General features: G+C 54.1%; 22 protein-coding genes. 7 read left to right on the top strand and 15 right to left on the bottom strand.

Features of this window, described 5'->3' with window-relative positions; translation table 11 throughout:
- Positions 1 to 45: 45 nt before the first annotated feature.
- The 6 genes from ytvI to moaA all read right to left on the bottom strand — a co-directional run bounded on the left by ytvI (position 46) and on the right by moaA (position 6,661).
- Positions 46 to 1,077, bottom strand: a complete 1,032-nt coding sequence (gene ytvI, locus KP806_RS08140) for a sporulation integral membrane protein YtvI (protein WP_224723058.1) — start codon at positions 1,075 to 1,077, stop codon at positions 46 to 48.
- 54 nt (positions 1,078 to 1,131) lie between these two features.
- On the bottom strand, positions 1,132 to 2,286 hold the full coding sequence (yfkAB, locus tag KP806_RS08145) for a radical SAM/CxCxxxxC motif protein YfkAB (RefSeq protein ID WP_224723059.1): 1,155 nt from the start codon (positions 2,284 to 2,286) through the stop codon (positions 1,132 to 1,134).
- A gap of 131 nt (positions 2,287 to 2,417) precedes the next feature.
- Entirely contained in the window at positions 2,418 to 3,536 is a 1,119-nt protein-coding gene (locus KP806_RS08150) for an HD-GYP domain-containing protein (protein ID WP_224723060.1), read from the bottom strand.
- A gap of 109 nt (positions 3,537 to 3,645) precedes the next feature.
- Positions 3,646 to 5,130, bottom strand: coding sequence for a bifunctional metallophosphatase/5'-nucleotidase (locus tag KP806_RS08155; protein ID WP_224723061.1), 1,485 nt, complete (start codon positions 5,128 to 5,130; stop codon positions 3,646 to 3,648).
- A 47-nt stretch (positions 5,131 to 5,177) separates the two neighbouring features.
- Positions 5,178 to 5,651, bottom strand: coding sequence for a hypothetical protein (locus KP806_RS08160; RefSeq protein ID WP_224723062.1), 474 nt, complete (start codon positions 5,649 to 5,651; stop codon positions 5,178 to 5,180).
- An 8-nt stretch (positions 5,652 to 5,659) separates the two neighbouring features.
- On the bottom strand, positions 5,660 to 6,661 hold the full coding sequence (moaA, locus tag KP806_RS08165) for a GTP 3',8-cyclase MoaA (protein WP_224723063.1): 1,002 nt from the start codon (positions 6,659 to 6,661) through the stop codon (positions 5,660 to 5,662).
- Positions 6,662 to 6,762: 101 nt separating this feature from the next.
- On the opposite strand from moaA, the gene KP806_RS27765 reads away from it, so the two are divergent.
- The 3 genes from KP806_RS27765 to KP806_RS08185 all read left to right on the top strand — a co-directional run bounded on the left by KP806_RS27765 (position 6,763) and on the right by KP806_RS08185 (position 9,729).
- The gene (locus KP806_RS27765) at positions 6,763 to 7,494 is read left to right on the top strand and encodes a molybdenum cofactor biosynthesis protein (RefSeq protein WP_318153510.1); all 732 of its coding nucleotides are present in this window, start codon (positions 6,763 to 6,765) and stop codon (positions 7,492 to 7,494) included.
- The gene (locus KP806_RS08180; protein ID WP_318153511.1) at positions 7,495 to 8,583 is read left to right on the top strand and encodes a ThiF family adenylyltransferase; all 1,089 of its coding nucleotides are present in this window, start codon (positions 7,495 to 7,497) and stop codon (positions 8,581 to 8,583) included.
- 90 nt (positions 8,584 to 8,673) lie between these two features.
- Positions 8,674 to 9,729, top strand: a complete 1,056-nt coding sequence (locus KP806_RS08185) for an HD-GYP domain-containing protein (RefSeq protein ID WP_224723064.1) — start codon at positions 8,674 to 8,676, stop codon at positions 9,727 to 9,729.
- Positions 9,730 to 9,823: 94 nt separating this feature from the next.
- Here KP806_RS08185 and sufB read toward each other — a convergent pair whose 3' ends face one another.
- The 6 genes from sufB to KP806_RS08215 all read right to left on the bottom strand — a co-directional run bounded on the left by sufB (position 9,824) and on the right by KP806_RS08215 (position 15,753).
- Positions 9,824 to 11,221, bottom strand: a complete 1,398-nt coding sequence (gene sufB / locus KP806_RS08190; RefSeq protein ID WP_224723065.1) for a Fe-S cluster assembly protein SufB — start codon at positions 11,219 to 11,221, stop codon at positions 9,824 to 9,826.
- Positions 11,222 to 11,251: 30 nt separating this feature from the next.
- The gene (sufU, locus tag KP806_RS08195) at positions 11,252 to 11,677 is read right to left on the bottom strand and encodes a Fe-S cluster assembly sulfur transfer protein SufU (RefSeq protein ID WP_224723066.1); all 426 of its coding nucleotides are present in this window, start codon (positions 11,675 to 11,677) and stop codon (positions 11,252 to 11,254) included.
- Positions 11,664 to 12,890, bottom strand: coding sequence for a cysteine desulfurase (locus KP806_RS08200; RefSeq protein ID WP_224723067.1), 1,227 nt, complete (start codon positions 12,888 to 12,890; stop codon positions 11,664 to 11,666). The genes sufU and KP806_RS08200 overlap by 14 nt, the downstream gene beginning before the upstream one ends.
- A complete protein-coding gene (sufD, locus tag KP806_RS08205; protein WP_224723068.1) occupies positions 12,887 to 14,194 on the bottom strand; it encodes a Fe-S cluster assembly protein SufD in 1,308 nt (435 codons plus the stop codon). Before sufD ends, KP806_RS08200 begins: the two co-directional genes overlap by 4 nt.
- Positions 14,195 to 14,215: 21 nt before the next feature.
- Entirely contained in the window at positions 14,216 to 14,995 is a 780-nt protein-coding gene (gene sufC / locus KP806_RS08210; RefSeq protein WP_224723069.1) for a Fe-S cluster assembly ATPase SufC, read from the bottom strand.
- A 176-nt stretch (positions 14,996 to 15,171) separates the two neighbouring features.
- The gene (locus tag KP806_RS08215; RefSeq protein ID WP_224723070.1) at positions 15,172 to 15,753 is read right to left on the bottom strand and encodes a DUF1802 family protein; all 582 of its coding nucleotides are present in this window, start codon (positions 15,751 to 15,753) and stop codon (positions 15,172 to 15,174) included.
- 150 nt (positions 15,754 to 15,903) lie between these two features.
- Between KP806_RS08215 and mtnK the strand changes: the two genes are divergently transcribed.
- Both mtnK and mtnA read left to right on the top strand, forming a co-directional pair.
- Entirely contained in the window at positions 15,904 to 17,115 is a 1,212-nt protein-coding gene (gene mtnK / locus KP806_RS08220) for an S-methyl-5-thioribose kinase (protein ID WP_224723071.1), read from the top strand.
- A gap of 30 nt (positions 17,116 to 17,145) precedes the next feature.
- The gene (gene mtnA / locus KP806_RS08225; RefSeq protein ID WP_224723072.1) at positions 17,146 to 18,198 is read left to right on the top strand and encodes an S-methyl-5-thioribose-1-phosphate isomerase; all 1,053 of its coding nucleotides are present in this window, start codon (positions 17,146 to 17,148) and stop codon (positions 18,196 to 18,198) included.
- Between the two features lie 80 nt (positions 18,199 to 18,278).
- On the opposite strand, the gene KP806_RS08230 is transcribed toward mtnA, so the two are convergent.
- Positions 18,279 to 18,584 (bottom strand): YunC family protein, encoded by a 306-nt coding sequence (locus KP806_RS08230; protein WP_224723073.1) that lies wholly within the window; start codon positions 18,582 to 18,584, stop codon positions 18,279 to 18,281.
- A gap of 164 nt (positions 18,585 to 18,748) precedes the next feature.
- On the opposite strand from KP806_RS08230, the gene KP806_RS08235 reads away from it, so the two are divergent.
- Positions 18,749 to 19,297: a hypothetical protein gene (locus KP806_RS08235; protein ID WP_224723074.1), complete on the top strand. Its 549-nt coding sequence runs from the start codon at positions 18,749 to 18,751 to the stop codon at positions 19,295 to 19,297.
- A 54-nt stretch (positions 19,298 to 19,351) separates the two neighbouring features.
- On the opposite strand, the gene KP806_RS08240 is transcribed toward KP806_RS08235, so the two are convergent.
- Positions 19,352 to 21,241 carry a putative bifunctional diguanylate cyclase/phosphodiesterase gene (locus KP806_RS08240; protein ID WP_224723075.1) on the bottom strand — a complete coding sequence of 630 codons (1,890 nt, stop codon included), beginning with the start codon at positions 21,239 to 21,241 and terminating at the stop codon, positions 19,352 to 19,354.
- A gap of 157 nt (positions 21,242 to 21,398) precedes the next feature.
- On the bottom strand, positions 21,399 to 21,779 hold the full coding sequence (locus KP806_RS08245) for a DUF423 domain-containing protein (RefSeq protein ID WP_224723076.1): 381 nt from the start codon (positions 21,777 to 21,779) through the stop codon (positions 21,399 to 21,401).
- A 79-nt stretch (positions 21,780 to 21,858) separates the two neighbouring features.
- On the opposite strand from KP806_RS08245, the gene KP806_RS08250 reads away from it, so the two are divergent.
- Positions 21,859 to 22,392, top strand: coding sequence for a hypothetical protein (locus KP806_RS08250; RefSeq protein WP_224723077.1), 534 nt, complete (start codon positions 21,859 to 21,861; stop codon positions 22,390 to 22,392).
- Positions 22,393 to 22,464 lie beyond the last annotated feature (72 nt).

The raw sequence follows: 22,464 nt of genomic DNA on the forward strand, positions 1-22,464 counted from the left end.
TGACGGAAAGGTGTCAACCCTCCGTTTGAAATTTCACGGCCGCAGCTACAGCCTGATTTTCGTCTGGAACAGGCCCGCCTTGCGTGCCGCCATGTAAATAATGACGACCAGTGGTCCGAGAAACACGCCGATGACGCCGACGAGCTTGAAGCCCACATAAAGGCTGACAAGCGCCGACAGCGACCCGATACCGACCGAATCCCCGAGAATTTTCGGCTCCACGATCCGGCGGAACACGGTAATGAACAAGAACATCACGATTAAGCCGATGCCTGCGTAAAGATTGCCGGTAAGCAGCAAATACGTGCCCCAAGGCACAAGCACCGAGCCCGTGCCCAGAATCGGCATGATGTCGACGATAATGATCAACAAAGCGATGGCCAGCGGGTACTTGACGTCGAGCACCAGCAAGCCGATCAACGAAATGATATACGTCAAGGCGCTTAAAATGAACTGCGAGCGCAAAAAGCCGAAAATCGACTTTTTCAAGTTATCCATCACTTCGCTGACCTGAGGCTGCGATTTCTCGTCGAACAAGGACAGCACGGTCGCTTTCATCGTATGTAGGCTGAAGCTGATCATATACACCGCAACGAGGAACACGATGAAGAAAATAAACATGCCCGGGATGCTCGAAGCAAAAGCGATGACCGAGTTGGATAAGGAACCGACCATCTTCGTAAGCGTGCTGGTTAAGCCCTGCAGCCATTCCTCAAGCGTGGCGACCGCATCCGGCGGAAAATTTTGATAGGCGGATTGCGCCCGCAGCATGAGATCGTCGACAAGAGTGCTCGCATTTTCGAAGTAATTCGGCACCTTTTTGAAAAACGCGATCAGCTCGGCGACGACTTTCACACCCAGCAGCGCGATAAGTCCGATCAAAATGACCGTGAACAGGCTGCTCGACACCGTTGCGGCCACAAGCCTGTTGATCCGGAACCGCTTCATGAGCAGCTGGTTCAGCGGCTCGAGAAAAATCGCGACGACTAGCGCGAGCAGAAAAGGCGCTCCAACCGTAAACAGCAAATAGAGAAGCAGTAAGCCCAGCGCGATAAAAACGATTGTCTTAATAGACAAAATAGACTCTCCTCCTTTCTCTTATGCTATATGCATCCAACAGGGCACTTAAGCCTATACGGCGTCCATTACGGCTGTCCGTGTCAGGAAATCGGTGTCTTTGTAATACATATCCTTCACAAGCAGGTTCGGACCGCAGCAGGAAGCTGCCGGGCAATGGCAGTTTACGCTCCGCGCCAAGGAATGCCCTAGCCACTTGTTGAACAAATCGTCGAGCTTCGAGTCGGCAATATTGCCGAATGCCGGCACATCGGAAAAATCGGTTACGAATACTTCGCCTGTAAACAGGTTGACGTTAAGGCGGTTTCGGCCGTCCGGATCGTTGCGGACCGTTACGTTGTTCTCCGCCGCCAGCCGCCTCAGCAGCTTCCGTTCTTCCGGATTGTCTCCGCAATGATAAAAAGGGAGTGTGCCGAAGAGCATCCATACGGACGGGTCACGGGTATCCAGCAGCTTCTCGATTGCCATCACCATCTGATCGCGCGGAAGCACAGGCAAATCCTTGGCAAAAGAGCTCGGGTACATCGGATGCACCTCGTGGCGCTGACAGCCCATTTCAACGATCAGCCTGTGGATTTCGTCGATTTTGTCGTGCGTCCGGTAATTGATCATCGACTCCGCCGATACCAGCACGCCGGCATCGCTCAAACGGCGCGCATTGTCGATCATCCGTTCGTACAGCTTGGCAGCCGCCTCGAGAGAAACGTGATGGCCCGCCTTTGCAAATCCGATCTGATGAAAATCTTCGGCCGACGTATAGTTAAACGAAATATGCATGACGTCCAAATAAGGGGCGAGCTGCTCGTACCTGCTGTAAGGGAGCGTAACGTTCGAGTTGATCTGGGACTTAAGGCCCCGGCTGCGTGCGTACTGCAGCAATGGAACCATATACTCTCGGACGGTCCTGTCGGAGAAGGACGGTTCGCCGCCCGTAATGCTGATCGTCTCCAAATGCTCTACTTCATCCAGTCTCCTCAGCATTTGTGCAAGAGGCAGCTTGACCGGCTCCGAGAGGACGAGGGTGTCCCCGACGGCGCAGTGCTCGCAGCGCATATTGCAAAGATTGGATACGGTCATTTCGACGCTCGTCAGCCGGTGTTTGCCGTGCCTGTGAAGCGAGCGTATCGGGTCCCAGGGGTCGTTGTGCGGGGACAGCGCCGCCGCGCTATTGAGGGTTGCGTTCGGTTGTTGCAAGTCTATCCTATTCATTTCTTCAGCACCTGACTTCATGATCTGGAATAAAACATTCTGCTATTATTGTAATGCCCGCATCAGCAGGAAAGCAAACAAATCCTGTACGTTCAAAAAAGAAAGGGAGCCCTGGCGGCTCCCGCTTCATCCTATATGCCTGCGGCATGCTGAACTTCAGGCGTATCGTCGCCCACGCTGGCGATCATCTTGGTCAGCTGCTTGGACAAATCGATTTCGTACGGCGCTTTGAGCTCCTCGCCCGCCTCGTCGTACAGCACCCTAATAATCGGGCGATGAGGATAAGAGAGGTTAATGTCCGTAACGATCCCCTGCTCGCCCGTCTGCAGCCTGACGGAAATGCCGATCGGGTAGATTGCCACCTTGTCGCGGAACAGCTGCAGCATCCTTTGCTCGTACAGCGTTCCCGTACCGGCGTATAACCGCTCAATGGCGTGATGCGGCAATATCGGCGAGCTGTACACCCGGTTGGTCGTCATCGCGTCATAGGAATCTACGAGACCGATCCATTTCGCGTAATCGTGAATTTCATTGCCTTTGATGCCGCGGGGATAGCCGCTGCCGTCGATCCGCTCGTGATGCTGGAATGCGCAGTGCGCAACCAGGAGCGGCAAATTCGGTTCATCCTTGAGAAGCTCGTAGCCGATTCTCGCATGCTGCTTCATCTCGTCATACTCCTCTTTCGTCAAGGAGCCCGGCTTCTTCAGCACGTCGACCGCGATTTGCGTCTTTCCGATGTCGTGGAGCAGCGCCCCCATCCCGAGCGTCGTAAGCTCGTCGCGGCTGTATCCGTGCGACAGCCCGAGCAGCGTCGTATATACGCATACGTTCAGGGAGTGCTGATATAAATAATGGTCGACCGAGCTCATGTCCATCAGCATGATCATGGCATCCTTATGCTCGGACAGCTCGTCGATGATCGAATTCATCATATGTTTGATCGGCTGGGCGATGAACGGATACGTGACACCCTTCTTGCGCTTGGGCCGGTCCATCATGTCGCGGAACGTCTTCCGGATTTCCCCCAGCGCCTGCCGCATCGTATCGTCGCTAATCATGCTCGGCAGCACGATATCCGCCGTTCTCGGATCGGCGATGTACGCGTACTGAATGCCGCACTGCTCCAGACGGGTGATGAGGCGCTCCGTCAATTCTATGTTTTCTCCGAGGAGGACGAGCCCTTCCTGGGAAAAAATTTTTTTCGCCAGCTTCATGCCGGGTCTGCACTTTGCAATCGGTAACAAACGCATTTTCTCGATCCTTCCCTGTTTGAATGCTATTAACTAATACATCGGAAAAAGCCGTTCGTATTGTTAATGTAAGGGAAAAAGGGGAAAACCGCAACCATTTTATTCTATTTTAATCGACATCATTCGCCTTTATTCCGCAATTTTCTTCCTGAGCCGTCGACAGTTCCTGCCAACGGCCGTGCAGGCAATCGTCTAGCGCCTCCGGATCCTGAAGCTGCTCGGCGATGACGTCCCGGAGAAATTCCGGCAAAAAATATTCAAACGATTCCGCATTGGCCAGAGACTCGTAGCCGGCACGGAAGGTGAACATGTCGATCGTTCCGACCGTATACAGCCTCTCGTCGGCAAGCGGCTGGCCGTTCACGGTTACCGCGACAAGCCTGTTCATTTCCGGCCTGGTAAAATCGTATTCGACCGCAAGCCCGTCTACTGCCAGCATTCCGAGCACTTCGCCGCGGAAGCCGTAGCCCTTGATCGGCTTGTGCACAAATTCGGCCAGCAGCGACTGCTCGAGCGCCGCCCGGATATGCGCGCCGGCGATGACCATCCGGCACGGATTAATCGGCGACGGGCACAGCGCGTGCAATTCGCCCGCCGTCACGTCGCCCTGCGCGAGCCCGCCCAGCAGCTGCCCCGCATTGACGATGCCGATCTCGGCATCGGTCCAGCGGCGCAGGCCGGCGGCCAGCAAGTTGCCGAGCGGCGATTCCCGCTCGGCCCAGGCGGGCAGCGGCGCGGTCAGCCGGGCGACGACCCGGGAGAGGCGCTGCTCGCCCGCCTTGCGGTAGCCGCCGATGATCGCGGCGGCCTCGGGCTGCTCCGCCATGGCGGCCGTCGGCACGCAGGCTGCGCGGAACACGGGGCGAGACGAAAGCGGATCGATCCCGATTTCTACCCGCCCGATGTACTCGCCGAATTTGCCGGCTGCGCAAATCGTCGTGCCGCCGATGACAAGCGGCTCCTCGAGCAAATGATGCGTATGCGCCCCCAGAATCAGGTCGATTCCGCTCAATTTCTCCGCCATCTGCCGGTCTGAGATGATGCCCAGATGAGACATAACGACAATCACGTCCGCTTGGCCGCGCAGCCGCTCGACCTGATCCGCTATCGCTTCGAAAGGGTCGGTCGCCTCCCAGCCAAGCAGGGAGTAGAACGACGTGAACGGCGCCGTCGCGCCGATCAGTCCGATCCGAAGGCCGTTTTTGCTGATGGTGACGCTTGGGAGCAGCCAATCCGGCTGCTCCCCCGTAGCGGCAAGCTTCATATTGGCGCATACGACCGCAAATCGGGCGCGTCCGGAATAAGCCGCGGTCAAATCCTGAATGGAATACGTCAAACCTTCGTTGTTGCCGAGCGTAATCGCTTCATAGCCGGCATCGTTAAGCAGCTCTACATTTACCGCTCCGTCGCTGCCTTCGGTTTCTACGCGCATCCGGTCCATATGATCGCCGATATCCACCGCCAGAACGCCGTCCCCGCCTCGGGATCTCCGCTCTTCTGCGATGAATGCCGCAATTTTGGCTGCATTTTCGAGACGACTGTGAATATCGTTACTATGAAGGAGAACTACCTGTGTATGAAACCGGTCCGTCAAATTATAAGCCGCCTCCTCATCGCTCCGGAATCGGGAATAAAACGCTGTTATTTGTTCATACGCAAGTCTTCCGCGGAAAATGTCCGCTTAAAGCCGTAGCTGGCTTCTTCGTGCCCGCTGCCATCGAGCCTTGCGAGCCTCAGGCGCACGACGCTCTTCACGTTCAGGCATTTGCTGCTTCCGTTCGGAACATAAAGGCGGATCGGTCCGGCTTTCTCCAGAGGAACGCCGCCTTGAGCGAACAACACGGCTGCTTGTCCGAGCTGCTCCCAAGGAATCGTCGCTTCGAACGTATCCGCCGCCTGCACCATAAGATGCGTAGGCTCTTGAGCCCCGTTCTCAGGCCCTTGTTCTTTTACCCATGCCGTGTACCAGTCATGCCAGTCAAACGCCTCTCCGGCCGCCTCCTGCACTCTCCCCCCGATCGGGAAGCATTCTCCTGCCAGCTTTGCCATCTCCTCTGCCGTCGTGGCCGACATGCCCAGCTGAAAATGATCGATTACGATTTCCTTTTCCTTCATCCGTCCGTTTACCCTCCAATTTGCGACATCCGCCGGTCCGTAGGGACATGCGACAACGTCTGATCCGCGAGCTTCGCGGCCATTTCATGATTTTCCGGCTTAATGTCCATCGCGCGCAGCAGAAGCCGCTTCATTGCTTCCCGGCTGCCGAACGCATCCTTCACATTTAGCTCATCGACCCAGTACAGGCACGGCTTGATCGAGCCGTCAGCCGTCAGGCGGAGCCGGTTGCAAGTACTGCAGAAATGGTCGCTGATCGGATGGATCAGGCCGAAGGAGCCGCGGGCGCCTTCCATTTGCCAGTCATCTGACGGCCCGTTGCCGTGGACATTCGTCCTGCGGCGGATCGAATATCCCTCCCGTTCGGCAACCTCAAGCACGCGAGAAAGCGGCAAATAGTGCTTTTTCCAATTTTCGTCCGCATGACCGATCGGCATATATTCAATAAACCTGACATGCAGCGGATGCTCGTACGCCATCTTCAGGAAGCTCGCGATCTCATCCTCGTTGACTCCCTTCAGCAGCACGCAGTTCAGCTTGATCGGATTGAATCCCACAGCAGCGGCCGCTTCGATTCCTTCCATGACGCGCTTCAGCTCTCCCCTTCGTGCTATAAAGCGGAAGCGTGCCGGATCCAGCGTGTCCAGGCTGATATTTACCCGGTTCAGACCGGCAGCGCGAAGAGCTTCGGCTTGCTTGGCCAGAAAGATGCCATTGGTCGTCAGAGCGATATCCTTGATGCCCGGAATGGCTGACAGTCTGCCGATAAGACCGTCCAGACCCGGCCGGATCAGCGGCTCGCCACCCGTTATTCGCAGCTTCGTAATGCCAAGCTCCGCCCCGGCTTCGACCACCTGGACAATTTGATCATATGAAAGCAAATTTTCGGATTCGGTAAACTCCATTCCCTCTTCGGGCATGCAGTACAAGCACCGCAAATTGCAGCGGTCCGTTACCGATATCCGCAAATAATCGTGTACCCTTCCAAAGCGGTCCGTCAAGGCCTGCATGAGCTCCACTTCCTTTCTGTCTATGTTACAGCATAACATTTTTTTAGGAATTATGATATTCTATAAACAGTTTAAGCCTAGAAGATGAGAGGTTTTGTGACATGACACATGTATGGTCTATCAAATTGTTTGCGGGACTGCCGGAACGGCTCGGGGTACCGGTTCTTGAGCTCACCTCCCAATCGGACGAGCTTAGCGCGGCAGAACTGAAAGCAATCATTTGCGCGGAATATCCGGAGCAAACCGCTTTGATTCAAATATCGTTCATCGCCCGCAATCATGCCTACGCAGCCGAGGATACGCTCCTGAGCGTAAACGACGAGCTTGCCCTGCTGCCGCCCGTATCCGGCGGTGAGGACCATCCTGGGCCGTCATGCGGATCCGGAGCAGCCGACTTGTACGTCGTCACTCCGGATCCGATCAGCGCTGACGATGTGCTGGCGAAGGTGATCGTGCCGGAGCATGGCGCTTCTATCGCCTTCGTAGGAACGACGCGCGAATGGACGCATGGCCAGCGTACCGTGCTGCTGGAATACGAAGCCTACGCCCCGATGGCCGTAGCCACGATGCGCCAGATCGGAGAGGAAATCGCCGGGCGATGGAACGGCGCCCTGTGCGCGATCAGCCATCGGATCGGCGCCGTCGGCCTGGCGGAAACGAGCGTCGTCATCGCCGTTTCGGCGCCGCACCGCGACAGCTGCTACGAGGCCAGCCGCTATGCGATTGAGCGTCTCAAGCAAATCGTTCCGATTTGGAAAAAAGAAATTTGGGAAGACGGCTCCGAATGGAAGGGCCATCAACTCGGCCCCTGGAACCCGACGGAGGCACTATAAATGGATGAGATGAAAGCTCGGACGAGTGCGGTCTTAGAAGATGCCGCCCTTCAGCCGCCCGGCGCCGACCGTTACGCCAGACAGAAGCGGTTTGCTCCGCTCGGGGGGAGCGGACAGCAGTCACTCGCCCGCAGCCGGGCGGCCGTCGTCGGCATGGGCGCTCTCGGCTGCGTCATTGCCCAGCACCTCGTGCGCTCCGGAGTCGGGTTCGTTCGCCTGATTGATAGAGACCTCGTCGAATGGAGCAACCTGCAGCGGCAGATGCTGTATACGGAGCAGGATGTCCTCTCCTTGCTTCCGAAGGCGGAAGCGGCCGCGGTCCATTTACGCGCCGCCAACAGCTCCGTGTCCATCGAGCCGGTCGTTGCCGATTTAACGGCCGCTAACGCCGAAGAGCTGTTAGCAGGCGTAGATCTCGTCATAGACGGCAGCGATAATTTTTCCGTCAGATATTTGATCAACGATTACAGCGTGAAGCATCGAATCCCGTGGATTTACGGCGGCGCGGTCGGCGCTGCGGGCATGACGATGACGATTTTGCCTCATGAAACGCCATGCTACAGATGCTTATATCGGAATCCTCCGGCCCCGGGTACAACCGATACCTGCGAGACCGCAGGTGTGATGTCGCCGATCGTCGACATTATCGCCTCCATTCAGGCTTCGGAGGCATTAAAGCTCCTGTCCGGCAACCGTCAGGCGCTGCACCGCACTTTGTTCCAGGTCGATTTATGGAACCATGCCTGGCTGCCGGTGTCTGCAGCCGGAGCGAAACGCGGCGACTGCCCGTGCTGCGGGCTGGGGCATTACGCCTATTTGGACGAGCAGCTGACAGAGCCTGCCGCCGGGTCCCTTTGCGGACGCAATGCGGTTCAGATTACGCCAAGCAGGCCGGCGGCACTTCAGCTGGAGCAGCTGGCAGGCCGCCTAAGCCTGGCCGGAAAGCTGACCCTGAACCGCTTTCTGCTGCGGCTCGAGCTGGAAGACGGATTGACCTTTGTCCTATTCGCCGATGGCCGCGCTATCGTACAAGGGACGGATCAGACGCTGAAAGCAAGATCGGTTTATGCCGAATTGCTAGGTATTTAGTCTCACCAAATAACCCTCTTATTGCCAAGCCGATCATTCATTGCTACTATGAGTAGGTATATTGTGACTAACATAAGCAGGGGTGTCTTGATGAGAGTTCATGTCACGGATCTTAAGAACGGAGACCAGTTGAGCCGCGATGTATTTAACGATAACGGGCTTCAAGTGCTTTCCGGCGGAACGGCTCTAAGCAGTCAAGAAATTGCAAGACTTCTCCGGCACAAAATCGATTATGTCGATATAGAAGCACGTAAAACGTATGATACAATTACCCGTACGCTTGAAACGACGGTCAGCCCGAAATGGCTGCCCGCCGTAAAGCCGCTTTACGAGAACGCTGTCCATATGATGGCCGAATTATTTGCCGAAGCTTCCGGGCACGGTCAAATCGATATTCGGCGAGCCGCAGCCGTCTTTACTCCCTTGCTGAACAATCTGCAAATGGAACGGGACGTCGTCTCGATGCTTCTCCTCCTCAATACGAAGGACGACTACGCCTGTCAGCACTCGGTGCAGGTCGGCATGCTTTCCTACTATTTGGCTTCCTGGGTCGGGTACTCCAACGAAGAGGCTATAAAGATCGGCAAGGCCGGGTATCTGCACAATATCGGAAATTGCATGCTGGATACCCGCATATTGAATAAACCCGGCGAGCTGACAAATGAAGAATTCGAGAAAGTCAAATGCCATACCGTTTACGGTTATGAAATCTTGACCGCCTCCTCCGATGACCACGTCGCAGCGATCGGCGCGCTTCAGCATCATGAGCGGTTTAACGGGACAGGTTATCCCGAAGGACTATCCGGAGACCGCATTCATCCCGTCGCCAAAATCGTAGCTGTCGCCGATATTTACAGCGCCATGATCTCCGAGCGAGTCTACCGGAAGAAACGGGATTTATGGTTTGTGTTAAAGGAATTATACCGGCTGAGCTTCTCGGAGCTCGATCCTTATACCACTCAAACCTTCATTAAGCATATGATGCCCAATTTTATCGGGAAACGCATTGAGCTCTCGAACGGCGAGTCGGGTATCATCGTGCTGACCCATCCGACCGAATTTTTTCAGCCGCTTATCCAGGTGGATGACCGCTTTATCGATTTGACCCTTGAGCGCGATTACGAGATCGAGCATGTTTATTTATGAAGCAAGCGACGAGCGTGAATTCAATGCGCATCAAAACAAAAGTCCCGCGGGCAGCAAGTAATCTTGCCGTCCGCGGGACTTTTTATTGCATTCCTTAACCGATCGAACCTTCCATCTCGAATTTGATGAGACGGTTCATCTCTACCGCATATTCCATCGGCAGCTCTTTCGTAAACGGCTCGATGAAGCCCATTACGATCATTTGCGTCGCTTCCGCTTCGCTAAGGCCGCGGCTCATCAAATAGAACAATTGATCTTCCGATACCTTCGATACGGTTGCTTCGTGCTCCAACGTGATGTTGTCGTTCAAAATTTCGTTGTACGGAATTGTATCCGAAGTCGACTCATTGTCCAAAATGAGCGTGTCGCATTTGATATTCGCTTTCGCGCCGTCGGAGTTGCGTCCGAACGAAGCAAGGCCGCGGTAGGTTACTTTTCCGCCATGCTTGCTGATCGATTTGGAAATGATCGTCGAGCTCGTGTCCGGAGCCAGATGAGTCATTTTCGCGCCTGCATCCTGGTGCTGGCCTTTGCCGGCAACGGCAATGGACAATACCATGCCTTTCGCGCCGCGGCCGCGCAGTACGACAGCCGGGTACTTCATCGTCAGCTTGGAGCCGATGTTGCCGTCAACCCATTCCATCGTTGCGTTCTCGTCGGCTACCGCACGCTTCGTTACAAGGTTATAAATGTTAGGCGCCCAGTTTTGGATCGTCGTGTAACGAACGCGCGCGTTCTTTTTGCAAAGAATTTCAACGACAGCGCTGTGAAGCGAGTTCGTGCTGTAGACAGGAGCCGTACAGCCTTCAACGTAATGCACGGAGCTGTCTTCGTCCGCGATAATGAGCGTACGCTCGAACTGGCCCATGTTCTCCGAGTTAATCCGGAAGTAAGCTTGAAGCGGAATTTCACACTTCACGCCCTTCGGTACGTAAATAAAGCTTCCGCCCGACCATACCGCGCTGTTCAGAGCAGCGAATTTGTTGTCATTCGGAGGAATAATCGTTCCGAAATATTCCTTCAGCAGCTCCGGATGCTCGCGAAGTGCAGTGTCCGTATCCGTAAAGATAACGCCTTGCTTCTCGAGATCCTCCTGCATGCTGTGATAGACGACCTCGGACTCGTATTGAGCCGAAACGCCGGCCAGAAACTTTTGTTCCGCTTCAGGGATGCCCAGCTTGTCGAACGTTTCTTTAATTTCGGATGGAACCTCTTCCCAGGTTTTGCCCTGCTTCTCGGAAGGCTTAACATAGTACTGGATATCGTCGAAATCCAAATCGTCCATGTTGCCGCCCCAACGAGGCATCGGCATTTTGTTAAATTGCTCCAGAGATTTAAGACGGAATTCAAGCATCCATTCCGGTTCGTTCTTCATCTCGGAGATGGTCCGCACGATTTCAGGCGTCAAGCCTTTACCCGATTGGAAAATCGCTTTATGCTCGTCGCGGAAACCATATTTATACTCTTCCATTTCCGGCATTGATTTTGCCATGATCGTCACGCTCCTCTATTTCAAGTGTTGTTAGTCCTGCTGATGCTCGATCCCTTTGCGCAGCGCATTCCAAGCGAGCGTAGCGCATTTGATTCTCGCCGGGAACTTGTTCACGCCGGAAAGGGCTTCGATATCCTCCAGCTCCTCGAATTCGACCGGCTCGCCTTTCATAAGGGAAGAAAACCGGTCGGCCATCGACAGCGCCTCGTCAAAAGTTCTGCCCTTCACGGCTTCCGTCATCATCGATGCGGAGCTCATGCTGATCGAGCAGCCTTCGCCGCTGAATTTCGCATCCGTCACTTTCCCGTCCACCACCTGCAGCTGCAAAGAAATGCGGTCGCCGCAGGTCGGATTGTTGAGATTGATCGTAACCGATTCTTCATTCATCGTTCCGCGGTTTCGGGGATTCTTATAATGATCCATGATGACTCTGCGGTATAAATCATCCAATTGCATGACCGAAGAACTCCTTTGTCTGTAATAACGCGTCTGCCAAGCGGTCAATGTCTTCTTCCGAATTGTATAAATAAAAGCTTGCTCTTGCGGTAGCCGAAACATTCAGCCATCTCATTAGAGGCTGGCAGCAATGATGACCTGCGCGAATCGCAATCCCTTTGGAATCCAGAACGGTAGCTACGTCGTGCGGATGAACGTCCTCGAGATTGAATGTCACGAGGCCGACACGGTTCTGTTCAGGTCCGTACAGCGTAATGCCTTCTAGCGCCGACAACTTCTCATAGGCGTACGAGGCCAGCAGGCGCTCGTGCTTGTCAATTTCGTCAAAGCCGATTTCATTCAGGAAGTCAATCGCAGCGCCGAGGCCGACCGCGCCGGCAATGATCGGCGTGCCGCCTTCAAAGCGGTAAGGGATTTCCTTCCAGGTCGATTCATACAAATCGACAAAATCGATCATTTCACCGCCGTATTCGAAAGGCTCCATCTTGTTAAGCAGCGCTTTCTTGCCGAACAATGCGCCGATTCCGGTTGGTCCGCACATTTTGTGACCGGAAAAAGCGTAAAAATCTACGTCCAGATCTTGAAGATCGACTTTCATATGCGGCGTGCTTTGCGCACCGTCTACAACCATGACAGCGCCGTTGCGGTGGGCGATTTGCGTAATATCCTTAATTGGATTGATCACGCCAAGCACGTTGGAAACATAGGTTACCGAAACGACCTTTGTATTCGGCGTAATCGTATTTTCCACATCGCCAATCGATATCGTACCGTCCGGCTGCAGCGGAATATACTTGAGCGTAGCCCCCGTCGCTTTAGCCGCCTGCTGCCAAGGAATTAAGTTGCTGTGATGCTCCATCGGCGTAATGACGATCTCATCGCCTTCTTTGCATACGGAACGGGCATAGCTGGTCGCAACCAGATTCAGAGCGGTTGTCGTGCCCCGCGTGAAAATAATTTGCTCCGGAGCACCGGCATTCAGCAGCTTGGCAACCTTCTCGCGCGCACCTTCATAAGCGTCAGTCGCTCTAGAACCAAGAGTATGCACGCCGCGATGGACGTTCGAATTATCCAGCTCATAGTAACGTTTAACCGCATCAATGACGGAACGCGGCTTCTGAGAAGACGCCGCGCTATCCAGATAAACGAGCGGATGCCCGTTTATTTCTTGATGCAATATCGGAAATTGCTCCCGAATCGCATTTATATTCATCCCTCTAGCTTCCTTTCGAGCAAACGCTGAAGCTGCCCGCGTACCGCTTCGACCGGAATTTCCGATACGACCGGAGCCAAAAAGCCGTAAATGATTAAACGTTCAGCGTCTTGCTTAGATATACCGCGGGACATCAGGTAATAGACCTGCTCCGGGTTTACTTGCCCAACGCTTGCCGCGTGACCGGCCGTTACATCGTCTTCATCAATGAGCAAAATCGGGTTGGCGTCGCCGCGCGCTTTCGGGCTAAGCATCAGCACCTTCTCGGTTTGTACGCCGTTTGCTTTTGTCGCGCCATGCTCGATCTTTGTAATTCCGTTAATGATCGCCGATGCGGAATCCTTCATAACCGCACGAGTGACCATGTTGCTGTCCGAGCTCTTGCCGAAATGGACGGCCTGAGTCGTCAGGCTGTTCTGCTGCGAGTTCATGCCTACGCTGATAACCTTCGTATCGGAAGTGGAGCCTTGTCCCTTGAGCACCGATTTTGTATCGGACAGCGTATTTCCGTCGTTCAGATCGCCGATAATCCATTCGACGCGTCCGTCATTCTCGACAACGGCCCGGCGGATCGTCATATCGACACCCGTCTCGCCCATCGAATGAATGGATCCGAAACGAACGAGCGCACCCGGCTTGACGAACACCTCGACGATAGACGGATGAACGAACGGGCCGGCAGCGGCGCCTGGATCGGATACCGCACAATCGACATACGTGACGCGGCTGTTGCTATCCGCAACGATCAGAATATGCGGAGCGAACGTCGCTTCCGGATTGTCGTTGTACAAGATCGCTTGAAGCGGAAGCTCGACTTCGACGTTTTTCGGAACGTAAACGAACACGCCTCCGTTCCACAGCGCCGCGTTAAGCGCCGTCAGCTTATCCTCGTCCTTTGCGATCGCTTGGAACAGATAAGGCTGTACAAGATCGCCATGCTCCCGGCATGCCGTCTCCAGATCGGTAAAAATAACGCCTTTAGCGGCTAATTCACTGGACGTCTGTTTCCAAACGGCTCCTGAATTGCGCTGAATCAACAAGTTTTCCGTGCCTTCGGCAACAAGTCCGCGTACGACCTCAGGAAGTTCGCTTACGGCACCTGCCTCTTTCGGCTGCTCGTAATTGCCGATCGCCGTCAGGTTCCAGCGTTCGATACGAACCTTCTCGGGCTTTGGCCATTCAATCGTTCCTGCGAGCTCGGCCGCTTCGCCGCGAAGCTCAACGAGCCAGTCCGGTTCGCCTTTGCTGCGGGCAAGCGCCTCGGCCGATTGCCGGTTGGCTTGCGTCGATAGTTGTGTACTCATCCGTTATGCCTCCTTCTCCGCTTAAGCCTGGCCGACCGTTTCGTCTACGATGCCAAGTTCTTCTTTAACCCAATCGTAACCTTCGTTCTCAAGTCGTTCAGCCAGCTCAGGACCGCCCGATTTCACGATGCGTCCTTGCATCATTACGTGAACGAAGTCTGGTTTGATATAGTTCAGCAAGCGCTGGTAGTGGGTAATGATCAGGAAACCGCGATCCTCGGAGCGCATCGCGTTGACACCGTTCGACACGATGCGAAGGGCGTCGATGTCAAGACCGGAGTCGATCTCGTCAAGCACGACGATCTTCGGATCAAGCAGCATCATTTGCAAAATTTCGTTGCGTTTTTTCTCGCCGCCGGAGAAACCTTCGTTCAAATAGCGGTGAGCGAATTCCGGATTCATTTCCAGATCCTTCATCTTGCCTTCCATTTGGCGGATGAACTTGATCAGCGAGATTTCGTTGCCTTCGCCGCGGCGGGCGTTAAGAGCGCTGCGCAAAAAGTCGGAGTTTGTAACGCCAGGGATTTCGCTCGGATATTGCATAGCCAGGAACAGGCCGGCGCGTGCGCGCTCGTCAACTTCCATCTCGAGCAGATCCTCGCCGTTCAACTGGGCCGAGCCTTCCGTCACTTCATATTTAGGATGGCCCATCAAAGCAGATGCCAGCGTGGATTTGCCTGTACCGTTCGGGCCCATGATTGCGTGAATTTCTCCGCCTTTAATTTCAAGGTTGATGCCTTTCAAAATTTCTTTTCCGTCGATAGACGCTTTCAGTCCATCGATGACGAATTGCGTTGCCATAATATGCTGATCCCTCCAAGGTTGGTATATGTCGCCTAATCGCTCCAACAATAAACAAGCCTGTCTATTATAGAGTGATTCTCACTGATTCTCAATAATTATTTTAATATAGTTTTTGTTTTAAATCAATGCGGGTTATGCCGTTTTGTCAATTTCGCTCACATTGCGGCGGTAAATTACGCAAGCGCCTGCTTGATTTTCCTCCACTCCTCCTGAAACGTCTGCTCGTCCAGAACGGGCACAAGCCTAGGCTCGTCAATCCCATCCTCCAGTTTTACCCAAGATTTGCAGCCGTTATAAGCCGGCCTCACCGGAATTTGCGCCGCTTTCTCCAGCCGGTATACCCGCAGCACGAGCAGATGCAGCGGCTTCGTCTTCTTCCAGCGCAACCTCTCTTCGGCGAACGTATCCGTCCAAATATGAAAATCGCGAATTTTGTCGAGCTTATCCTGGTCCATGATTTCGATGTCCTCTGCAACCTCCGCATAAGCATTTATGGTAACAGAATCCATATCCGGCGTCCAATCGGCCAGCGTCTCGTCCAAATCGGTCTCATACCCGGCCTTTAGCAAATGCTTCTTCTGGTGCTCGTATGCCGGCATTAAGTAAAAGGAAGGGCTGATAAGCCGGAAATCGCGGGTCTCTTCAATAATTCCTCCCTTCCGCATAACAATGATTTGTTTTCCTTCCGCAAGCGCCTTGACGCTTACGGCCCACTCCTTTAACGCAACCGTCTCTTTCTCATCCTGAGCGGACATTTTTTGCATCCTCCATCCAACTTGTCTAAAATTGATAACATTATATCAAAGGAAAGTATTCCATGGCGAAATATAATCCATTATACTATGTTGAGGTGAATACTGGGCTTTAACGCCCGGTCAATATATAGAAACCGGAGGTGGACTGCCATGTCTGCATATCATCCATTAACCGAACAGGAAGCCATTCAAATAGCATCCTCGATTGAAGGGTTTTTCCCGGCCGGCGCTTCGCTGAAGTGCAGCGAAATCGGCGACGGCAACCTGAACCTGGTATTCCGCATTACAGATTCCGCCAGCGGCAAGAGCGTCATTCTGAAGCAAGCGTTGCCGTACGCCAAGGTTGTCGGCGAATCATGGCCCCTGACACTGGACAGAGCCCGCATCGAAAGCGAAAAGCTGCTGATCGAAGGTGAGCTCGCGCCGGGCCTAGTCCCTGTCGTTTACGGTTACGATCCCGAATTGGCTCTTACGATTATGGAAGACTTAAGCGACCATATCATTATGCGCCATGGCCTTATCGCGGGAACGCGTTACCCAAAATTCGCCGATGACATTTCCACCTTTATGGCACGCACGTTATTTTACACATCCGATCTCGGCATGAATCAGCAGGATAAGAAAAATCGCGTGAAATCCTTTATTAATCCGGAGCTGTGCAAAATTACCGAAGATCTTATCTTTGACGACCCGTATACGGATTCGCCTAACAACAGCTTTGATGCCGCGATCCGCGACGCGGCCGAAGCCCTCTGGCGGGACAGCGAGCTCCATCTCGAGGTTGCGCTGCTCAGGGAGAAATTTTTGACGAGCGCTCAAGCTCTTCTGCACGGGGATTTGCATACGGGGAGCGTTTTCGTAACGCCGGAATCCACAAAAGTTATCGATCCGGAGTTCGCTTATTACGGTCCGATCGGCTTCGATATCGGCGCCGTCATCGCGAACCTGCTGCTTAATTTCGCCGGACAGGAGCACTGGTCCGCGGATGCCCACCAGCGCAGCGAGTACCGCCGTTATTTGACGGATACCGCGCGCGACGTATGGCAGCTGTTTGACCAAAAATTCCGCGCTCTGTGGGATGCCGACGGCATTGACCGCATTGCGTCCACTACTCCGGCCTACAAAGAATCTTACATGAATCGCCTGCTGCAAGACGCGGTCGGCTTCGCCGGCTGCAAAATCGTCAGACGAATCGTCGGATTGTCCCACGTCATCGATATCGACCGCATTCCGGACGCCGCTGCAAAAGAAAAAGCACAGCGCCTTGCGCTTGAAATCGGCACGACGCTTATCCGCAGCAACCGCAGCGTTCAATCGATCGATGAAGTCATCGATGCGGTTTATAGCGCAGCCGGCAAATGATTGAATTCGGAAAGGATCTGATTTAACATCATGACAACCAATTACACGGGCCTGCAATCGGTCATATGGAACGAAGGCCGGCTTGATTTGCTGGACCAACGGCTGCTGCCGGAGGAAATCGTCTATTTGCCGCTTTCGACGTCCGAGGACGTATGGGAAGCGATCAGGCATCTGAAAGTCCGCGGGGCTCCGGCTATCGGAATCTCGGCCGCCTACGGCGTCGTACTGGGCAGCCGCGACGAAGAAACGGTGGAAGGCTGGCTTGCTCAGGTCAACCGGCAAGCCGATTATTTGGCAACCTCGAGACCCACGGCCGTCAACCTGTTCTGGGCGCTCGACCGTATGAAAGCAGCCGCAGCCGCATTCGCGGAGAAGGGCTTATCCTTGGAGGAGTGCAAAGCCTCGCTCCTCACCGAAGCGATTACGATCCAGAGCGAGGATGAAGAAACGAACCGCTTGATCGGCGAGCATGCGCTCACTTTGTTCAAAAACGACATGGGTGTTCTCACCCACTGCAACGCGGGGGGCTTGGCCACAGCGAAATACGGAACGGCGCTGGCTCCGTTTTATCTGGCATTGGAGCGGGGAATAACGCTGAGGGTGTTCGCGGACGAAACCCGTCCCGTACTGCAAGGGGCTCGCTTGACGGCTTTCGAGCTGCAGCAGGCCGGCGTCGATGTTACGCTCATCTGCGATAATATGGCCGGCATGGTCATGTCCAAAGGCTGGGTCGATGCGGTTATCGTCGGCACGGACCGCGTTGCGGCCAACGGCGACGTAGCCAACAAAATCGGAACCTACAGCGTCGCGGTGCTCGCCAAAGCGCACGGCATTCCGTTTTACGTTGCCTGCCCGCTTTCGACGATCGATCTGGATACGCCAACGGGAGCAGAAATCCCGATCGAGGAGCGCCAAGCGGAAGAAATTACGGAAGGCTTCGGCAAACGTACCGCGCCGCAGGGAATTAAAGTATACAATCCGGCTTTTGACGTCACTCCTAACGAGTATGTAACTGCCATCATTACGGAGAAGGGCATCGTCCAGGCCCCGTATGAACAGAACCTGCGCAAGCTTTTCGTATAGAAAGTCAATAAAAGCCCTAATCCATGTTTCAGGCCGGCTGCGCCGTCCTGTGAATCGGTTAGGGCTTTTTTATAAACCGGCTAGAGCATGCGGCGAAGCGCTTCCGAGCCTTTCATGCCCGGTGTAACGCCAAGCTTTTCCGCTGTAAACGTAACCGATTCGAGCGGGGCTTCCATCAGCTCCTCAAGCGTACGTACGCCGACCGCACGGCCGGCTATTATTTCCCGCTCCTTCAGCCGTTCATTCAGAAGTGCGACGTCAAGTGCGCCGCACATGATATATCCTTTATCCGTCATGATCGCGAGCAAAGTCGTTTTAGGAAGCTTCGCCTCAACGCCAAGAACGGTTTCGCCCGACTCCAGCGTGAAAGGAACCATTCGCATCATATAGGATCCACCTCCTTCGTTCTATGGTCAAGAGGGATGACAACGCATCATCATTATATGCAGCATTTTTCGTTACAGTGTTTGAATATAGGCTAAATTATAGGTCTTCATGAACCCCTGAATTAATGGTATATTGGAACTACGTCAAATTGCTCGGAGGATCCATGAACAAATACACGCCCGCTTCGGAATCCAGTTCTTTTATTTACAATATCGAAGTGCTCGTAGAGGGCGGCAGCCATGCGCTGGCCTTAGAGCAGCTCATTCACTCGCTCAACCGATCCGGTCTCCTGGATTACCGTATAACCTCCGGCATTCAGCTCGGCACGCAAATCGACAACCGCAAAGCTTCCGCTCCCGGATGGAGTGAAGTTCCGATAGGGACAAGCCCGCCCGGAAGCGCTCCCAAGATGGCGCACCAGCAGTCCGGAACGCCTCAAGCAGCAGGAAATCACGCCGGCATTCCTCCCGCGGCCACAAGAAAAAGCGGCAAGCAGGAAGTAAACAGCTTGAACGGCTTTGACAACATACGCGCCATGATGAAAAGCAACACCCTCATTCGTCTGATCGTCAATAAAGGGCTCGGCATCAAGCTCAGCATTCCCTGCAGAATTATTAACATGGATGAGAACGAAAATTTAATCACCGTCTATCACGTGGATGAGAAGCAGGTCTATACGTTCCGCTTGAACGAAATTGAAGATTTTTCCTAATGTAATCGCAAAAAAATACCCGTTCAGCTGCCAAGCAGCAAGTGAACGGGTATTTTACATATAACCGGATGCAAGCAGCTGTTCGATATTGTCGCTTGTTACCGGCGGGCTCCTATAGTAGCCCTGCATTTCGTCGCAGTGATGCTTCCGCAGAAACTCCATTTGCTCCTCATTCTCCACGCCTTCCGCGATGACCTGAATATTGAGATTATGAGCCATGGCGATAATTGCTGCTACGATTTCGGCGTCGCTCGGATCCTGCTCGATGTCGCGTACAAAGGAGCGGTCGATTTTCAGCCGGTCGATCGGAAAGCTCTTCAGATAATGAAAGGAGCTGTAACCCGTACCGAAATCGTCGACGCTGATATTGACTCCCAAATCGGTCAATGCCAGCAAGCAGCGGGATACATGTCCGACGTCCATCGTCATCGACTCCGTAATTTCCAGGTCGAGATATTTGGGTTCCAGGCCTGTTCTGTCAAGCACGGCCGCTACTTTGCTTGCCAGGTCGTGCTGGACGAACTGCCTGATCGACAGATTTACGGATACTGGAATCGGCGGAAGCCCTGCGTCCTGCCAAGCTTTATTTTGCCTGCAGGCCTCCTCCAGCACCCATTCGCCGATCTGCACGATCATTCCGCTCTCTTCCGCGAGTGGAATAAAACTTCCGGGCGGGATCATGCCCTTCAGCGGATGATTCCATCTGACCAGCGCCTCCACGCCGACCATCGTTCCCGACTCCAAACCGTATTGGGGCTGATAATGCAGGATGAATTCATTCCTCTGGATCGCACGGTACATTTCGTGCTGAAGCGTCAGCTTTTCAAGCGATGAATTGCTCCAGCTGTCCGAATACAGCAAACAATCGTTTTTGCCGCTTTCCTTGGCCTTCACGAGCGCCATATCGGCCTTTTTGATCAGCGTATAGCCATCGTCCTCCTCGCAGCGGTTCGTCACCGCTCCGATGCTTGCCGTAATATGGAGCGGGAACCCCCTAAGCTCGTACGGCTCCTCGATGGATTTCAACAGCAGGATCGAGCGCTCGTGCAGCTGCCGTTCCGACTGAATGCTGCTGAACAATAAAGCAAACTCGTCGCCTTCCATTCTCGCCGCAAAATCCTGCTCCGACAAATCCCGGTTCAGCCTCTCGGCTACCTGCATCAGAAGCATATCTCCGAACTCGCGGCCGAAAGAGGCATTGACCAGCTTGAAGCGGTCCAGGTCCAAATAACAAATGCCGACAACCCTGTTCTCCTCCTTCGCTCTGGCGAGCGTCTCCGTCAGCTTCATTTGGAACAGGGAACGATTCGGCAAGCCGGTCATGTCATCGTAATACGCCATGTATCGGATCCGTTCAACGTTTCGTTTCCGGTCGCTCAAATCCTGACTGACAAGCACGGTGCCGACGACAGCATCATCCATAACGATCGGCGCGCATACGACCTGCAGCTCCAGAGGATAACCCGAGCGGTGGGTAATATTCAAATTCGTCTGTGTAGTTTCGCCTTTCATGGCCTGCTCCAAAGCATCCCCCAGCTGCTGCCGGCTTGCGGGCTCCACCAGCTTGGAAATCGCTTCGCCGAGCAAATCGGCCCGATGATAGCCGAGCGTTCGGCCCGAAGCTTCGTTTGCCTCCATCACCCTGCCGTTCCGGTCGAGCACGGCCAGAGGCACGGCTTCGGAACGCAGCAGCGCCTCGGCTACCGCCGATTGATAATTTCGCGGGCTGCGGGACTTCCGGCCCCACAGGTATACCAGGAGTGCCGAAACGGCTAAAACGGCCGCGAGAGCCGCGGCCGTCCATTTATAAATCAGGTTGGCCGTATACAGCAGCGAAGTCGCCAGACAGACGGCAGCCAGCGCCGCCAGCGCCAAGCTTATAAGAGAAGATCCGTTCAAAAGCCGCTTGTGCACTTCAGGAAAGCCATCCATTCGTTTCGTCACGCATCAACGTCCTTCCTCTATTACAAGTTAAGCCGGTGTTCGCTTTATTATAAACGATGGACGCGTTTCGTCATAGAAAAATTTGCTAATAAGTAACCGGTTTCTGTTACATATCTGCGAATATTGTTGATAAAATACTTATACGGAGCGTTATCGTTTAGTCGGCTTTCGATTTCAGCGCAGCGGTAATGACGCAAATCCAACCCGCCAGCATGGCAACGCCGCCGAGCGGCGTTATCGCTCCGAGCTTGCTGTAGCTGGTCAACGCCAATATATACAGGCTCCCGCTGAATATAACGGCGCCTGCCAGAATGAGCCTGCCGCCTGCATGAACGAGCTTGGCCGTTCCGAGCTGCTTGGCGAGCAGTGATAGGAGCATAAGGCCTAACGCACTGTACATATGGTAGCGGACGCCCGTTTCGAATACGTCCAAATAATGCTCGCTGATTTTGTCCTCCAGACCATGGGCCCCGAAAGCGCCGAGGGCGATGGCTAGCGCCGCATTGATGGCCCCGATTGCAAAATATTTAGGAAACATATGGTTTTCATTCCTTTCGGCATTGTGTATAATTTTACCGTACTCGGCATGTTTTATTTTGGAAAAGGAGAAGATCTAGATGGATAATGACCGTAATGATCCGATTGATTTGAACAAAGAGCGGTTCACCGATACAAATGACGAAGCCGGACCGCGCTCCGGGCAAGATCCTTACGGAGGCAGGCCGGTTTTCTCCAATCCGTTTCCTCCACAGGAAGCTCCGGCGAAGCAATCCGGCCTCGGCATCGCTTCCTTCGTATTAGCCTTGGTTGCCGTCGTGCTGATTATTGTCGCCATCGCATTCGGCGCCGCATTCGCCGACCAAATCGTCGGCAACGAAGAGCTGCTGCTGGAATCCCCCGAGGATCCGAACGCCATCATGGATGCAATCGGCGAAGATGCGATCGTTCCGATCATGCTGGCCGGATTAAGTATGCTCGCGTCGATCGGGGTAGCCTTCATAGGCCTCATCCTCGGCATAATCGGTGCGTTCTCCAAAAACCGCAAAAAAGTTTTCAGCGTAATCGGCATCATTCTGAACGGCATTCTCGTTGTCGGCGCGGTCGGCTTGGTTGTCGTCGGCATGGCTCTGGGAGCGGCCGGCGCCGTTTAACGGACGCGGGACTCCACCGGATTAGCTGCCGCATGACAAGCCTGCTTCCATTTCTCTCGGATCGGTCCGGGG

The sequence above is a fragment of the Paenibacillus vietnamensis genome (assembly GCF_020169515.1).
GTDB classification, from domain to species: domain Bacteria; phylum Bacillota; class Bacilli; order Paenibacillales; family Paenibacillaceae; genus Pristimantibacillus; species Pristimantibacillus vietnamensis.